The 17,079-nt window shown below is 45.6% G+C and carries 14 protein-coding genes; 10 read left to right on the top strand and 4 right to left on the bottom strand.

Features of this window, described 5'->3' with window-relative positions; translation table 11 throughout:
• Positions 1 to 26: 26 nt before the first annotated feature.
• A complete protein-coding gene (gene ccsA, locus BT112_RS13430; protein WP_072317908.1) occupies positions 27 to 3,251 on the bottom strand; it encodes a cytochrome c biogenesis protein in 3,225 nt (1,074 codons plus the stop codon).
• A 231-nt stretch (positions 3,252 to 3,482) separates the two neighbouring features.
• Between ccsA and BT112_RS13425 the strand changes: the two genes are divergently transcribed.
• From BT112_RS13425 to miaE, 10 genes are all read left to right on the top strand, one after another.
• On the top strand, positions 3,483 to 4,238 hold the full coding sequence (locus tag BT112_RS13425) for a Rossmann-like and DUF2520 domain-containing protein (RefSeq protein WP_072317907.1): 756 nt from the start codon (positions 3,483 to 3,485) through the stop codon (positions 4,236 to 4,238).
• A gap of 64 nt (positions 4,239 to 4,302) precedes the next feature.
• On the top strand, positions 4,303 to 4,827 hold the full coding sequence (locus BT112_RS13420; protein ID WP_072317906.1) for a KdsC family phosphatase: 525 nt from the start codon (positions 4,303 to 4,305) through the stop codon (positions 4,825 to 4,827).
• Positions 4,828 to 4,956: 129 nt separating this feature from the next.
• A complete protein-coding gene (locus BT112_RS13415; RefSeq protein ID WP_072317905.1) occupies positions 4,957 to 6,054 on the top strand; it encodes an acyltransferase family protein in 1,098 nt (365 codons plus the stop codon).
• 30 nt (positions 6,055 to 6,084) lie between these two features.
• Positions 6,085 to 6,681 (top strand): Maf-like protein, encoded by a 597-nt coding sequence (locus tag BT112_RS13410; protein WP_072317904.1) that lies wholly within the window; start codon positions 6,085 to 6,087, stop codon positions 6,679 to 6,681.
• Between the two features lie 72 nt (positions 6,682 to 6,753).
• Complete coding sequence (locus tag BT112_RS13405) at positions 6,754 to 7,290, top strand: mechanosensitive ion channel domain-containing protein (RefSeq protein ID WP_072317903.1); 537 nt, start codon at positions 6,754 to 6,756, stop codon at positions 7,288 to 7,290.
• A 131-nt stretch (positions 7,291 to 7,421) separates the two neighbouring features.
• Entirely contained in the window at positions 7,422 to 9,923 is a 2,502-nt protein-coding gene (locus tag BT112_RS13400) for a PIG-L family deacetylase (protein WP_072317902.1), read from the top strand.
• 34 nt (positions 9,924 to 9,957) lie between these two features.
• Positions 9,958 to 10,107, top strand: a complete 150-nt coding sequence (locus BT112_RS21880; RefSeq protein WP_175545798.1) for a hypothetical protein — start codon at positions 9,958 to 9,960, stop codon at positions 10,105 to 10,107.
• A gap of 3 nt (positions 10,108 to 10,110) precedes the next feature.
• A complete protein-coding gene (locus BT112_RS13395) occupies positions 10,111 to 11,826 on the top strand; it encodes a sodium:solute symporter family protein (RefSeq protein ID WP_072317901.1) in 1,716 nt (571 codons plus the stop codon).
• 55 nt (positions 11,827 to 11,881) lie between these two features.
• Positions 11,882 to 12,436, top strand: coding sequence for a DUF1697 domain-containing protein (locus BT112_RS13390; RefSeq protein ID WP_072317900.1), 555 nt, complete (start codon positions 11,882 to 11,884; stop codon positions 12,434 to 12,436).
• Positions 12,430 to 13,011, top strand: a complete 582-nt coding sequence (gene miaE, locus BT112_RS13385; protein WP_072317899.1) for a MiaE family protein — start codon at positions 12,430 to 12,432, stop codon at positions 13,009 to 13,011. Before BT112_RS13390 ends, miaE begins: the two co-directional genes overlap by 7 nt.
• An 83-nt stretch (positions 13,012 to 13,094) precedes the next feature.
• On the opposite strand, the gene BT112_RS13380 is transcribed toward miaE, so the two are convergent.
• The 3 genes from BT112_RS13380 to BT112_RS13370 all read right to left on the bottom strand — a co-directional run bounded on the left by BT112_RS13380 (position 13,095) and on the right by BT112_RS13370 (position 16,888).
• Positions 13,095 to 13,904 (bottom strand): enoyl-ACP reductase FabI, encoded by an 810-nt coding sequence (locus tag BT112_RS13380; RefSeq protein WP_072317898.1) that lies wholly within the window; start codon positions 13,902 to 13,904, stop codon positions 13,095 to 13,097.
• Between the two features lie 83 nt (positions 13,905 to 13,987).
• A complete protein-coding gene (recN, locus tag BT112_RS13375) occupies positions 13,988 to 15,643 on the bottom strand; it encodes a DNA repair protein RecN (RefSeq protein WP_072317897.1) in 1,656 nt (551 codons plus the stop codon).
• 78 nt (positions 15,644 to 15,721) lie between these two features.
• Positions 15,722 to 16,888 carry a proline dehydrogenase family protein gene (locus BT112_RS13370; protein ID WP_072317896.1) on the bottom strand — a complete coding sequence of 389 codons (1,167 nt, stop codon included), beginning with the start codon at positions 16,886 to 16,888 and terminating at the stop codon, positions 15,722 to 15,724.
• Positions 16,889 to 17,079 lie beyond the last annotated feature (191 nt).

Below are 17,079 nucleotides of genomic sequence, written 5' to 3'. Positions count from 1 at the left end.
ACTACAAACTAAAAAACCATCAAAGCTTAAGCTTTGATTTTCTTACCGTTATTTTTTTTCTCTTTGTAATAGATTTTATATTTCCAATAACTTACCGCGCCGAGCAGTGCTATAACCACAAGAGAATAGTACACGAAGTCCGGGGTAATTACTTTATCTCCGCTGGCGTAACTATGCAGTCCTACCAGGTAAAAATTCACCCCGAAATACGTCATCATAATACTGGCATAGGCTATGATACTGGCATAATTAAAGGCAAACCTTCCCCTTAAGCCCGGAACAAGGCGCATGTGTATAACAAATGCATAGACCATAATACTGATCAGGGCCCAGGTCTCTTTAGGGTCCCAGCCCCAGTAACGCCCCCAGCTCTCATTGGCCCATTGTCCGCCGAGGAAATTCCCGATCGTGAGCATAATAAGGCCTACGGTAAGCGCCATTTCATTAATAATCGTTATTTCCCTGATATGAAGGGCCATTTTCTTCTTGTTCTTATCGTTGGTAAGGATAATGAGCAACAGGGCTACTACACCCAGTATCATTCCGAGGGTAAACGGGCCGTAGCTTCCTACGATAATAGACACATGGATCATGAGCCAGTAACTGTTGAGCACCGGTTGCAAATTGGCAATAGCCGGGTCGAGCCAGTTCATATGAGCCCCGAAGAGAATAATAGAGGTTACAAATGCCGTCGATGACAGCGTAAGATCGGATTTCCGACCAAAAATCAGGCCAAAAAGCATGGTCGCCCAGGCTACGTATATCATACTTTCGTAAGCATCACTCCAGGGGGCATGGCCCGAGATATAGGACCTCGCAATAAGCCCGAGCGTATGCAGGACAAAAAGCAGTACGACAATGACCTTCCCCCCGGCAACCAGTATTTTCAGCGTTTTGGTTTCATAGAAGATACGCAATACGATAAGCACAAACATCACCAACCCTACGGTCATATAAGCGAGAAGGAGCTTCTCGAAAATATTTACCTTATTGTAGAGGGCCTCTACCTCTATCTTTTGTCTGGAAGGCAATACTTCCGCACCGAAATTTTCCTGGTTTTTCTCAAAAGCTTCCAGGATTTTTTCTGCCTGATCGTAATTATCGGTTTTAATCGCCTCCCGAAGGGACATTAGGTACAGGCTTACCGAATTTCGTATAAAATTGGCATACAGCGAATCCTGTACGGGATATTGTCTGGTGCGGTAATCTACCGAAGATATCCATTTGTTGTTTTCATCGTCGGGCAGTGGGAATATTTTGAGGATTTCCCCTCCGAGAGCCCTGTTGAGCAATGCCAGTCGTTGATCCGCTTCCTTAAACTCTTTCTGAAACTTGTTGGGCACATTGGTCGCATAAGCCTCCTGCAGGTACGGCGCCAGTTTATAATTACCGTCCGTATCGAAGAAATCTATGGCCCTGACAAATTCGGTACCTTCTTTTACGCCAATGAGCCTGTGCAGACTGTCATTGGCCTTTTTCATATAAATGATCTCCGCATTATACCATGCGGCAGGATTTTGCAGCATAGACAAAAACACCTGGTCGGCATCCAATCCGTTATAAGAATCACTTTTACTGATCTTACGCAGCAATTCCGATGCAAAGGTATTTACCGGTTTCATACGTCCGCCATCGTCCTGGATTACCAGTTTCCCGAACATATCGGCATGTTCCTGGCTGACGGAGGTAGCATTTATTATCGAATCGATCTGTGACTTTGTGGGTAATACGTTGGTATGCGTATGATTTTCTTCCGTGGGGAGATGGGCATCGGACACCTGCGCCGGATCCTGTTGTGCAAAAGCATTCAGCCCGAACAAAAACACTATAGCAGTAGCCAGTTTGGCTTTATCCTTTTTGACCTTTTTCAGCATAACGCCAAGATCCTTAAACCGGGTTTTACCGTAAAAGAGTATCCCCATCAGCCCTGTATAGAGCAGAAAATACCCTATATAAGTGATCCACGTTCCGTAAAAGTCATGGTTTACAGACAATACCGTTCCTTTCTCATCCGGATCGAACCGGGCCTGGAAAAAGCGGTATCCGCCGTGATCGAGAATATGGTTCATATAGATATCGTAATCAAAAGATCGCTCATCGTTTACGGTAACCTTACTCATAAAAGAAGAATACCCGCTTTCCGTACCCGGATATTTCTCTGCTATAAAATCGTTGAGTGTTATACTGAAAGGTAATTTTATTTCCGTAGAACCAAAAGAAAGGTGAAAATCCAGCCCGCCTATAGTGGTGGTTACCGGCTCCTTGACCATCCCTTTTCCTCCCAGTACTTTAACCTGGCGGGTCTCTCCGTTGGTGCTGATATCCAGAATAATGGCATCCTGAGAAGCATTTCCTTTTTCCTTGGCTTCCACGATATCGTACCGGCCTCTTACCAAAGGTTCCGGAAAAACAAACTGCATACCTGCCATATTGTACAGCGAACGCAACTGCAGTTTTTGTACGCTGTCTTTTGCCACACTATCCTGCATCTGGTCTGCCATTCGCATAAAAGTTCCTTCGAAAGGTGAACTGATGGTATACTCATCGCCCCGGGTATCGATATTTATGGCACCCTGAGTAGGCTTGTTCAGTGCAAAAAGGACATTGTGTATACTGGATACCTCCCCACTTTTGATATAGTGGTCATGACGCGAACCTCCCCCGGCTTCGACAATCTGCAGATATTCTTCCCCGTTTTCATCCGGAACAAGTCCTTCTTCCGCCCCGTCGATATACCCGGCATAGGATACCGTAAAAGGTTGTCCGTTAAAATCGGATCGCCACGGAAGCCTGGAAAGAATGCCTTCCGGAGATACAAGAAGCGACTCTTTCATGGATTTTCGCATCGGCTGCCCGTCGATATCACCATCTATAAATGCCGTGAGATAGGTTTTGTCCGAAAGAAATGTGTTGGAAGTTTCTCCTTCCCTTATAGGCATCACTCCCTCGTAACTGATATACCGGGTTACAAAAGCCCCCAATAGTATAAGTATAAAGGATATATGCAGTAATAACACAGCCCATTTTTCTTTTTTGTGCAAGCGATAGCGGACAATATTACCGCAAAAGTTAATGACAAATACAACCATAATAGCCTCAAACCACCAGGCATTATAAATCCAGATACGGGCGGTCGTAGTACTGTACCAGCTTTCTATGAATGTACCGAAAGCCAGGGCTGTCGCAAATACTACAAACAAAATAGCCATTAAACGGGTAGAGAAGAGCGTTTTCTTGAGGAAGTCTGTCATTACAACTTATTTATGTGCAGTTTTACACTTTGGTATTCCGCCTGCAAAAATAGGTTGTTTTTATGACATTCGTAGGGTATAAAGCCGGAAAGACCCTCTGAACGAGTGTTAATATGTTCTTAAATATTTTCCCGGATGCACCCTACCGTTTTTGTGGTATTTCAGATACATTGCTGCGGTCTTCCGTAGACCATACCATTATCATATCCGATATCTTCGTAACTTCGCCATATGATCACAGTAGTTATTATAGGCTCGGGCAACGTAGCCACCCACCTTTGCACTGCCTTCCGCAACAGTACCGGGGTTCGCGTTATTCAGACCTTTAACCGCAAAAACAAGGCTATCGGTACTATCCCTGTCACAGACGACTACGCTCTCCTGCGGCTTGCCGACCTCTATATTATTGCAGTTTCGGATGATGCTATTGCCGAAGTGTCGCAGCAATTGCCTTTTACCGGACGCCTGGTCGTCCATACTTCGGGAAGTGTCGCCCTCGAAGAGTTGCATTCCGGCAACCGGAAAGGTGTTTTTTATCCGCTGCAGAGTTTTTCCATGAACAAAACGGTAAACTTTGCTGACATCCCCTTGTGTATCGAAGCTGCCGATGAAAGCGATACGGTATTCCTGAAAACGGTGGCCGGAAGCATTTCGGACCACGTACACCCGGTCGATTCGGATCAGCGCAGGTCCCTGCATTTATCTGCCGTTTTTGTAAACAACTTTACCAATTACATGTACACCATAGGCCATGAACTATGCAAAGAAAACCGACTTCCTTTCGACCTGCTTCGTCCCCTCATCCGGGAAACTGCAGCCAAAATAGAAGACGTTTCTCCCGAAGAAGCCCAGACGGGTCCGGCCAGGCGTCACGACGAAAGTACGATACGGAAACATCTTGACCTCTTGAAACCGCATCCCGGCTATGAGGAAATATACCGGTTACTCAGCAAAAACATACGAGAGATGTATCCTGAACAGGAATAACACCATTCGAAAAGGGAAACTTCGTAACTTTGCATCTTTTAATTTCAAAAGCAACATTCCCCGCATGAAAAACTTTAAAGAATACCTGGAGGATATCACCACTTTTGTCTTTGACGTAGACGGGGTCCTTACCGATGGTACCATTGTCATTACAACAGACGGGCAAATGCTCCGGAATATGAATCTCAAAGACGGATATGCCATAAAGACCGCTATAGAAAAAGGATATAACGTCTGTATCATTTCCGGCGGAACCAACGAAGGTGTCCGTGAGCGTTTACGTGGTCTCGGAGTTACAGACATTTACCTCGGTGCTCACCACAAAATAGAGGTGCTGGATGAATATTTCGACATTTACGACATCAAACCGGAGCATGTGCTTTATATGGGCGATGATCTCCCCGATCTCCCTCCCATGAAAATGATAGGGTTGCCCACCTGTCCGCAGGATGCCGTACCGGAGATCAAGGAAATAGCCAAGTACATTTCACACAAGAACGGAGGACAAGGGTGTGTAAGAGATGTTATAGAACAGGTCATGAAAGTGCAGGGAAAATGGAACAGCAGTTTTAACGCCAAATACGATTAATAGCATATCAAAAACCGGGACTTTTAACAGCTTCCGGTTTTTTTGTTCCTGTTCTTTCACCGTTTTAAAATACCATCACAAATATCGGTTTTAATCATTAAATTGGCCTTCTCTTTAAACTAACCAACCATGAAAACGAGAATACTTTCCGTAGACGTACTTCGCGGCCTTACCATTTTTTTTATGATCGTGGTCAACACACCGGGATCCTGGAACTATGTATATGCACCATTACGGCATGCCGCATGGCACGGGTGCACTCCCACCGATCTCGTTTTTCCCAGTTTCCTGTTTGTCGTAGGCCTCTCCATGAGCATTTCTTTTCGGAAGCTCCCTACCATGCAGACAGGCGAAGTATTGCAAAAACTCTTCAAACGTGCTGTACTGATCTTCCTGATCGGACTTTTGCTCAACTGGTTTCCCTTTTACCATACACATATTTCCGACTTACGTATTTTCGGTGTCTTACAACGTATCGCTCTCGCTTTCTTGCTCGGAGGTGCCATAATTGCCTCCGTTCGGAAAACCAGGCTGCTTTTAGGCGCTTTTGCTTTATTGTTGCTGGGTCACTGGGCCATACTTTATTTTGCCGGGGGCGATGACCCTTACAGCCTTGAAGGAAACTTCAGTAACGTACTCGACAGAACACTGTTTGGCGATCGGCACCTTTACAAGGGCTTCGGTATCCCTTTTGAACCCGAAGGTCTTTTGGGCACACTATCTTCCGCAGGCCAGGTTATCCTCGGATATCTTATCGGAAAAACCACCTTAAAAAACGGCATTCCCGGCCCTGTTCAACTCCGGAACCTGGTCGTACTTTCTCTGGTTCTTATGGCCTCCGGTCTGCTGTGGGATCTCATCTACCCTATTAACAAACCGCTATGGACCGGCTCTTATGTATTTTTCAGTTCGGGGATCGTCACCGCGATGTGGGGCCTGTTTATCTGGATTATCGATTTACAAAAACAAAGTCGCTGGACCTTTGTGTTCCGGGTTTTCGGGCAAAATCCGCTGATCAGTTATATCTTATCCGGAATCATAGCCAAAATATTCATCTATCTCATTCCCGTCGGAGAGACGTCACTGATGGGATGGGTTTATCAGTATATTTTCCAACCGGTTTTTGGCAATTACGCAGGGAGTCTTATGTTTGCACTTTCGTTTACCTTTTTTATCTGGCTTTTTGCATACGCCCTGTATCGTAAAGGAAAGATCATTAAGGTTTAAATTCCTTAACCCTGCATGCAAAAACGTATTATGCTTACAGAACTCCTTAAAGATCACCACATCATACTCGCTTCCGGATCCCCCAGAAGACAGCAGTTTTTCCGTGACCTCGGTATCGATTTTGAAATCCGCATCAAAGATATCGAAGAGGTCTACCCGGAAACCCTGAAGGGAAGTGACATTCCGGATTACCTGGCCCAGCTCAAGGCCGAACCGCAAAAAGACAGCCTTGCGGCGAAGGATATACTGATTACTTCCGACACTATCGTATGGCATGACCAAAAAGCCCTGGGCAAACCCAAAGACCGGGAAGAAGCCTTCGCCATGCTGAAAAAACTGTCGGGTAACAGCCATGATGTTATTACCTCGGTCTGTCTGACCACCCCGACCGTCCAGCAGACAGTGCATGCGATAACCAGGGTCTTTTTTGATACGCTTACGGACGAAGAGATCTGCTACTACATCGATCACTTTAAACCTTTCGACAAAGCCGGAGCTTATGGTATACAGGAATGGATAGGACTCATAGGTATTCGCCGGATCGAAGGATCTTATTTTAATGTCGTCGGACTCCCGGTGCACCTGCTCTATCGCGCCCTGAAGAGTATTGTAGGAGAGAACCGCTGAAAAATGCGGGTTACTTCCGGAAAATGTATTTCTTGATGTATCTTTACATACCATGAATAGTCTTGTTTTGCGATGAACGATTTTTTTATTCCCTATAAATACCAGTTATTACACACGGCCATTGCCGTTGTTCTCCTGTTGTTACTGAAATTTCTGCTGTCCAAGATTATCCGCAAAGTAGGTATCTTGAGTAATTACCACGATGCGCGTACTTTTCTGATTCTGAGATATGCCAACATATTTATATTTCTCATGGGCCTTGCCGCCCTGAGTATCATCTGGAACGTAAACTTCGAAGATCTCGGACTGCTGCTTTCTTCTATCTTTGCGGTGATTGGTGTGGCCTTGTTTGCACAGTGGTCCATACTCAGCAATATTACCGCCGGGGTGATCCTGTTTTTCACTTTCCCGTTCAAGATCGGTGATAAGATAGAGATACAGGATAAGGACTTTCCCATGCGTGCCATAATCGAAGATATCAAGGCTTTTCATGTGCTGCTTCGTACGGAGGAAGGAGAGTTGCTCACCTACCCCAATAACCTGCTCCTGCAAAAAGGCGTCAAGGTCTTTACCAGCACGGCTGAAGACGACGGCAGTGAAAGCCTTTGAAATAGTTAAAGAAAGTCTAAACCGGGGAGGATAATTCCTATAATTTTTATATTTGAAAGACTGATACCGGCAAGTAAAACTCCCGGTACATCTTTTTGCCTGGCCATAGCAAAAACCTAAAACCAACTGAAATGCGCAACATTACCTTTCTTTTAATTCTTGTTTTTATCTCCGCTCGTCTTCAGGCCCAGCAACCGCGAACCTATTCCTCTTCCGAAATATATCACGCCGTACAAAAACTCAATTTTCTCGGATCGGCCCTGTACCTGGCTGCACACCCGGACGATGAAAACACAAGGATGATCTCTTATCTTTCCAACGAAGTACATGCCAGGACAGCGTACCTGTCCCTGACCCGCGGCGACGGGGGGCAAAATCTTATCGGAACGGAACTCCGGGAACTGCTCGGTGTAATCCGTACCGAAGAATTACTGGCTGCCAGGCGCGTAGACGGCGGAGAGCAGATGTTTTCGAGGGCCAACGACTTCGGTTTTTCCAAACACCCGGACGAAACGCTTCGTATCTGGAATAAAGACAGTGTCCTGGCCGACGTGGTACGGGCCATACGAAAATTCCGGCCGGATATCATCATCAATCGTTTTGACCACCGGAGCCCGGGAACCACACACGGGCATCATACGACCTCGGCCATGCTAAGTGTGGAAGCCTTTGATCTTGCCGGAAACAAAAATGTATACCCCGGACAGTTGCAACACCTCAAACCCTGGCAACCTAAAAGATTGTTTTTCAACACATCCTGGTGGTTTTACGGCAGTGAGGAAAAATTCCGAGAAGCGGCCAAAGACAACCTCATAACCATGGACCTCGGCGGATATTATCCGGTGATCGGCAAGAGTAATGGTGAAATTGCAGCCATAAGCAGAAGCCAGCACAGAAGCCAGGGGTTCGGGAGCCCGGCTTCCCGCGGAAGTGAAACGGAATACCTGGAACTCCTCAAAGGTGACAAACCCGAAAACCAAAATCTCTTTTCCGGTATCAATACAACCTGGTCGCGCATCGAAGGTACCGAAGAAATTGCCAAGCTGCTGAAATCTATAGAACATCATTTTAACTTTCAGGAACCTTTTGTTCACGTCCCGGAACTGGTGAAGGCCTACACGCTTATACAAAAACTGGACGACCCGTACTGGAAAACGGTTAAAACCCGCGAAATAAAAGAGATTATCAAGGCATGTACAGGATTGTATATGGAAGCTGTAGCTACCGAATCGCAGAGTACACCGGGCAGTGAAACCGGATTGCGCGTGGAAATCATCAATCGCGGCCCTTTAGACATTACCCTCCAACGTATAGCCATACACCCCGGCAATACCATACTAAAACCCGGTGTAAAACTGGAAGCGAACCGGGATTACAGCTTCGATATCAGCACGGTAATAACAGACGAAAAAAAATATACCCCGCCCTACTGGCTCCTGCAAAAGGGAACACTGGGTATGTACCATGCCCCTTCGGCATTGATAGGATTTCCGGAAACTCCTGCCGTACTCACGGCCGAATTCGACCTGGTTGTTGCAGGCACTCCCCTTTCGTTTTCCGGGGACATTCTTTATAAACATACCGATCCGGCCAAGGGTGAAGTCTATCAACCCTTTGAAGTACTTCCGCCGGTTACCGCATCCATAACCAATAAGGTTAATATTTTTGATGATACAACCTCTAAAAACATTCCCGTAAAAGTCCGGGCGGTAAAGTCCGGTATCGATGCTACGGTTTCTCTTAAAGTTCCCGAAGGCTGGAAAGTCACTCCCGAAAGCCATCCGTTGAAAACTACCTTTAAAGGAGAAGAAAGAACAGTGCTGTTCCGGGTTACTCCGCCTCAGAAAGAAAGTGAGGGCTTTGTACGGCCCGTGGTAACCCTGGATGGTGACCGATATGATATGGAACTCACGGAAATACGTTACGATCACATTCCTACACAGTCCGTACTGCTGCCCTCCGAAGCCAAAGTAGTGCGAATGGATATCCGCAAAGCAGGAAAATCGGTAGGATATATCCCCGGAGCCGGAGATAAAATCCCGGAAAGCCTGAGACAAATCGGCTATCAGGTCAGCATACTTGATCCTGCGGGTATTTCGGCTGCTTCACTGGCCGGGTATGATGCTGTCGTAATCGGTATCCGGGCCTATAACGTATCGGAGATATTACCTGCCCGGCAAAAAGCCCTCCTGGATTATGTCAGGGAAGGCGGGACGCTGATCGTCCAGTACAACACCGTAGGACGTGGCGGGACGCTCGATGTGAGACCTCCTTACCCGTTACGCTTGTCGAGAGACCGGGTAACAGACGAAAATGCCCGGGTAACCATCCTGGCTCCCGGTCATCCCGTACTTCGGTATCCCAACACCATTACCTCCAACGATTTTTCAGGCTGGGTACAGGAGAGAGGGCTCTACTTTCCGGATCAGTGGAGCAAAGAATACATCCCGTTGTTATCTATGCACGACAAAGGAGAACGTACAAAAGAAGGCAGCCTGCTTGTCGCTCCTTACGGGAAAGGTTATTATATTTACACGGGACTGAGTTTTTTCAGGGAACTTCCGGCAGGAGTTCCCGGGGCTTTTAAGCTGTTTGCCAATATGCTTTCCGTAGGAAAACAGGAAAAAAATTAGATGTCCATCCCTAACCGGAAATACTATCACGACCATGAAAGAACAGACACCAACGCTAACAGAACAACCGGAAAAAAATAACAGCCCGGAAAAATGGCACTGGAAAACCAGCTATACGCTGGTCCTTATCGCCAATGCCGTCTACATCGCTCTCTTCTACTTATTAATGCTGGAAAACTGCTGATACATGGAAATTATAGACTGGATAATACTATATACAACCCTTCTTTTCATTGTAGTTTACGGCACCTGGAAAACGAAGCGGAATACGACCGTCAAGGATTACATTCTGGGAAATAAAGAGGCTAAATGGTGGACCGTAGGCTTATCGGTTATGGCCACACAAGCCAGCGCCATAACTTTTCTATCTACACCCGGGCAAGCCTTTCACGACGGCATGGGATTTGTCCAGTTCTATTTCGGGCTCCCGCTTGCGATTATCGTAATCTGTATTGTATTTATTCCCGTTTATGACAAACTTAAAGTATATACGGCCTATGAATTTCTCGAACAGCGTTTCGACCTGAAAACGAGAAGTCTCACGGCCATACTATTCCTTGTACAGCGGGGCCTGGCAGCGGGGATTACCATATACGCCCCTTCCATTATCCTCTCCGCGGTACTGGGATGGGATCTTAAAACACTGAATATTATTATCGGTTCGCTCGTTATCGTATATACCGTGATCGGCGGTACCAAAGCCGTAAATGTAACACAGAAACAACAGATGTTTGTGATTATGTCCGGTATGTTCGTAGCCTTCTTTCTCATTCTCCACTATCTTCCGGACGACCTTACGTTCAGCAAGGCCATGAAAGTAGCAGGTGCCAATGAAAAGCTCAATATTCTCAATTTTTCTCTGGATACACAAAGCAGGTACACCTTCTGGAGCGGAATTACTGGTGGTTTTTTTCTGATGCTTTCATATTTCGGAACAGATCAGAGCCAGGTACAGCGCTATCTCTCCGGGAAATCGGTAAGGGAAAGTCAGTTAGGGCTTATCTTCAACGGTCTACTCAAAGTACCTATGCAGTTTTTTATTCTGCTTGTAGGGGTTATGGTTTTCGTTTTTTATCAGTATCACTCCTCCCCGCTTAATTTTAATCCTGCCGCTACCGAAGCTGTCCTGAACTCGTCTTACGCCGATGAGTACCGCCAACTCGAAAAGGAACACCAGGCCCTGGAAACGGAGAAAAAAATGGCTCAGGAATATTATTCGGGTGTACTCAACATCAAGGATTATCAGCTCACCATGGGGGCTAAACGAAAAATACAGCACATCAATAACCAGGAACGGGAAAACCGAAGTAAAGCAAGGGAAATTATCGAAAAAGCAAACCCGGATATCGAAACCAACGACAAGGATTATGTCTTTATCCATTTTATACTCAATAACCTTCCCACAGGCTTTATCGGGTTGCTGCTGGCCGTTATACTATCGGCGGCCATGTCTTCTACAGCTTCGGAACTCAATGCACTCGGTACGATCACGACCATAGACCTGTATAAAAGAAGTCATGCCAGCGAAAAAGAAGACAGCCATTACCTGTCCGCCTCCAAGTGGTTTACCCTGTTATGGGGGCTTATAGCTATTATGTTTGCCAATTTCGGATCGCTGCTCGACAATCTCATACAACTGGTAAACATCATCGGATCGGTCTTTTACGGTAACGTACTGGGCATATTTTTACTGGCTTTTTTCTTCCGGTTTGTACGGGGAAATGCCGTATTCTGGGCGGCCGTGATTACACAGATCATCATTTTCTTTATCTATTACAGCTTTGTCTATACCGATGAGCGTATCGGGTATCTCTGGCTCAACTTTATAGGTTGTTCGCTGGTTATGGCTATTGCTATGATCTTCGAAATGCTGCAACGGTCCGTAAGGGTCCGCAATACCTAACAAACAACGGCACGGAGGCGTTTTTCATATATTTGCATCACTAAAAGCAGTGAAGATGAAAACCCGTATATGTATGCTCCGGGGAATCAATGTCTCCGGAAAGAACACCATATCCATGGCTGCATTAAAAACCATGCTGAAAAAAGCAGGCGGCACCGATATCTCTACCTATATCCGGAGCGGAAATGTTATATTTAACGATACCACAACCCTGAGTGCTGAGGACTGGGAAGAAAGGATCGGCAAGGATATAGAGACGACATTCGGCCACCGGGAGATCGGGGTATTTTTAAGCACCAAAGAAGAACTACGGGAGGTACTGCAGGCACTACCTTTTAAGGATGCAGATACCAAAATCCTTTATTTCACCTTTACCAAACAAAAACCCGGAGCCGGTCTTACGGCGGTGCTCGAAGCCTTCAGAAAAGAGTCCGAACGTATTTGTATTTCAGACCGCGGTATATACCTATGCTGCCCCAAGGGTTACGGGATCACCAAATTATCCAACAACCTGTTGGAAAAGAAACTCAATACCAGGGCTACTACCAGAAACCGGAATACCCTGCAAAAACTTATACAAATCGCTGATAATACAGAGAAATTATGTTAGGATTAAAACTTCCCACCGATCCCCGATGGGTAAATATCGTAGAAAAAAATATCGAGGAGATACTCACCGACCATGCCTATTGTGAGCAGAAAGCGGCAAGTACTGCCATATCGCTGATCGTAACTTTCCCCGAACACACCGAACTCGTACAGGCCATGACTGCCCTGGTGAAGGAAGAGATGAGCCATTTTAAGATGGTACACGACCATATTATAGCACGCGGGTGGATACTGGGCAGAGAACGTAAAGACCAGTATGTCATAGCACTGATGAATTTTTTCCCGAAAGGCGGGAGCCGGGAAACGCAACTGGTCCACCGGTTGCTCTATGCGGCACTCATTGAGGCGAGAAGCTGTGAACGGTTTCGCTTGTTATCCGAGAACATACAGGATCGCGAACTGGCGGAATTTTACAGAAATCTCATGGCAAGCGAAGCCAATCATTATACGATGTTCCTGTCTTTTGCCCGGCAATACGGCAATCGTGAGGACGTGGATAAAAAATGGCAGGATCTGCTGGAGTATGAAGCAGATCTCATGAAAACACTGGGTAAACAGGAAACCATGCACGGGTAGAAAGACGATACGGTTTCTCTATCGTATCACGGGAATAAAAAAATCCCGCCGGAAGCGGGATTTTCATAGTGCGATCTGTTCGTTTATTTTATAAACTTTTCCATAACCTCGTTGCTCACTCCGGTATTGGAGAAACCACCATCGTGATAGAGGTTTTGCATGGTTACTTTCTTCGTCAGGTCTGAGAACAGTGTCAGTGTGTAGTCTGCACATTCCGAAGCTGTTGCATTCCCCAGGGGAGACATCATATCCGCATAAGCGATAAATCCGTCAAAACCTTTAACACCCTGCCCTGCCGTAGTAGGGGTTGGGGACTGGGAAATCGTATTTACTCTTACTTTCTTTTCCTTCCCGTAGAAATATCCGAAACTTCTGGCTATGGACTCCAGGTAAGCTTTGTTATCGGCCATATCGTTGTAATCCGGGAACGAACGTTGTGCAGCCATATAGGACAGTGCTACGATACTACCCCATTCGCTCATCGCATCATTTTTATACAGGGTTTGCAATACCTTATGAAAAGAAACAGCGGACACATCCCAGCCTTTGGTCGTAAAATCATAGTTCTGATCTGTATAGTGCCTTCCTTTACGCACGTTGACGGACATCCCTATGGAATGCAATACAAAATCGATTTTACCTCCAAGGATTTCCATGGATTTTTCCACCAGGGTTTGCAGATCGTCCAGATTGGTAGCGTCTGCCGGAATGATCTCGGAACCTGTCTTCTCGGCAAGCTCCTTTATCTGTCCCATACGCATCGCAATAGGAGCATTGGTAAGTACAAAAGTACCTCCTTCTTCATGGACTCTTTCTGCAGTCTTCCAGGCAATTGAATTTTCATCCAATGCACCGAAAATAATTCCCTTTTTTCCTTTTAATAAGTTGTACATCTTTTTCTATTAAGTTTCTCGTTTATGGTTATTCGCATAAAGTTATCAAAACCCGGTATTTCAGGTAAAGTTCCTTTATTCAATTACAATAATAATAATTCCCTCGCATGTGATATGGCTGATTCGGAAATATTTTTGCCACTCAGCATCTCGGCGATTTCCACGATCCTGTCATCCATAGACAACGCTTTCATCTGCGTAGACGTGACTCCGGCCTGGTCTTCTTTGTACACCTTGAAGTGCTTTACCCCCTTTGCAGCTATCTGCGGAAGATGGGTAATGGCAAAAACCTGCATCCGCTCCCCCATCTCTTTCATGATATCTCCCATTTTATCCGAAACCTCCCCGGAAACCCCGGTATCGATCTCATCGAACATAATAGTGTGGAGTTTTTCATATCGTGCCAGAATGGCTTTTATCGACAGCATAATACGGGACAATTCTCCTCCCGAAGCTACTTTTTTCAACGGTCCGTAATCTGTTCCTTTGTTTGCAGAGAACAGGAAGTGCAACTCGTCCTTTCCATTGGCAAAGAATGAAGTTGTCGGTATTATATCAATCCGGAAAGTAGCATTGGGCATCCCTAATTTGAATAATGAGCTTTCCAGGTACTTTTTGAGTTTCGGGGCTTCCTTAATCCTTTTTTCATGGATCTTCGAAGCTTCCTCATCGAGTTCCTCCTCCAGTTTCAGCACCTGGAGCTGCTTGTTTTTGATATCGTTTTCCAGGTTTTCGGTTACCGAGACCTTCTCTTCCAGTTCCTGTTGTATCCGGATCAACTCTTCCACTTCGAGAACATTGTGCTTTTTCTGAAGATCATACAGGAGTTGAAGCCGCGTATTGGTCTGCTCCAGTTGTTCCGGATCGGCCTCTACGGTCTCGTCGATATTCTGGATTTCATTGAATGCGTCATCGAGTTCGATAAAAACGGAATTGATCCTGGTCTGAAGGTCTTCAAATCTCGTGCCGTATCCCGAGAGCCTTCCTATCGCATTGCGCATAGCATTGAGGTTAACGAGAATACCGCTTTGTTCATCGCTCAGCAATTGCGAGGAATATGCCAGTTTCTCTTTGATCTCTTCCACATTGCTCAGTTTTTCAAAAGCTTCTTCCAGCTCTTCGAGCATGCCGGGCTGTAAACGGGCATCCTGGAGCTCTTTGAGCAAAAAGGCATTATAGTCCTGTTCTTTATCGGCCTCCTGCTGGAAATCTATAAGCCGCTGTAGCTCCTTCTTGGTATGGTGATACTCCTTTAATTTTTCTTTGTAACGTTCTATGTTGGTCTTGTTCCCGGAAATAGCATCGATTACCTGGAACTGAAAATCGTTATCCGTCAGTTGCAGGGTCTGGTGCTGGGAATGTATATCGATAAGACGTATACTCAATGACGAAAGAACGTCGAGTGTGACGGGAGAATCATTTACGAAAGCACGCGATTTCCCGCCGGGAAGAATCTCCCGGCGAATAATCGTATGAGGTTCGTAGTCAAGATCGAGTTTTGTAAAAAGCGATTGCAGATGATAATCCTCTACGGCAAACTCCGCTTCTACGATACATTTCTTTTCCTTGTCCTTTAGGCTGTTCAGGTCTGCCCTTTTACCCTGTATAAGCGACAAACCACCCAACAGGATAGACTTTCCCGCACCGGTTTCACCGGTAATAATAGTGAGCCCCCTCTCGAAACGAACCCTGAGGTCATCGATGAGCGCATAATTTTTTATGGAAAGAGAAAGTAACAATACACAATGGTTTTTTTACGTTTCAAATATACTAACATTTTTGAATGCAGTAATACCCATTTATGCAACCTGTAGAAATTACAGTTTTCGTCTCTTCTTTTCCTTTTTGAGCAGGGAAAGTTCTCTACTGGTCTGTCCGGCAACCGAAGTGTTTTCTTCCGCGCGGCGTATCAGGTAGGGCATAACGTCCTTTACCGGCCCGAAAGGCAGGTATTTGGCCACGTTATAGCCGCGTGCCCCAAGATTATAGCTAATATGATCGCTCATACCGTACAATTGCCCGAACCACACCCGCGGATCGTCTTTGGCAATACCTTTTTCCTCCATAAGTTCCATCAGCAGATAAGAGCTGTCTTCGTTGTGCGTACCTGCAAAAATAGCCATCCTGTCAAGATGATCTGCCATAAAGTGAACAGCTTCGTTATAGTTCTTATCCGTGGCTTCCTTGGACGAACATATAGGCGTAGGATATCCTTTTTCCTCTGCCCTTTCATTCTCTTTTTCCATATAAGCTCCGCGAACGAGCTTAACACCTACGTAGAATTCTTCTTCTTCGGCTTGCTTATACAGTTTTTTGAGATAGTCCATCCGGTCCCACCTGTACATCTGTAAGGTATTGTAGACAACGGCTTTCTCCTTATTGTATTTGCGCATCATATCGGTGATCAGGTTATCTACCGCATCCTGTATCCAATATTCTTCTGCATCGATGAGCAAAGCCACGTCCAGTTGATATGCCTTACGGCATGAAGAGTCGAAACGGTTAACAACACGGTCCCATTCGTCCTGCTCACGTACGGTCAGTTTTTCGCCGTCGTTGACTTTCTGGAAAAGTGATAACCTCCCGTAACTGGAAGGCTTAAATACCGCAAAAGGTATCGAATCTTTTTCTTTGACAAAATTGAGTATATCGATAACCCTACGGTAGGATTCGTCGAGCGGATTCTCTTCGTTTTTTCCTTCCACGGAATAATCCAGTACGGAAGAAACTCCTTTTTCATAAATTTTATCGATAACCGGCATACAGTCTTCCTCACTGATACCTCCGCAAAACTGGTCGAATACCGTGGAGCGGATAAGTCCTTCAACCGGAAGATGGGTTTTTAGTGCGAAATTGGTAACGGCGGTTCCTATTCGCACAAGCGGCTGATTGGCGATCAGCTTAAATAAAAAATACGCCCTTTCCAATTCTACATCGGTTTTTAGGGCGAAGGCAGTTTTTGTGTCTTCAAAAATTTTCTCCATTTACTGTGTCTCATTAAAAAGTCATTGAATACCGGAAAAAGAACTGATCTCCTTTCCATACCGTATGCTGTAGTATTCTCACTACCTAAGAAAACGGCATGCTGTTTTCCGGGACGAAAATAAATGTAATTGTTCAGAATCGACTATAAAACGACGAAAAAAAAATTGCATAATTTCCAGGAAAAGCTGTC

The organism is Sinomicrobium oceani, from assembly GCF_900119185.1.
In the GTDB taxonomy this organism is placed as follows: domain Bacteria; phylum Bacteroidota; class Bacteroidia; order Flavobacteriales; family Flavobacteriaceae; genus Sinomicrobium; species Sinomicrobium oceani.
Note: the sequence above shows the minus strand (reverse complement) of the source record. Positions and strands in the feature narration are given on the sequence as shown.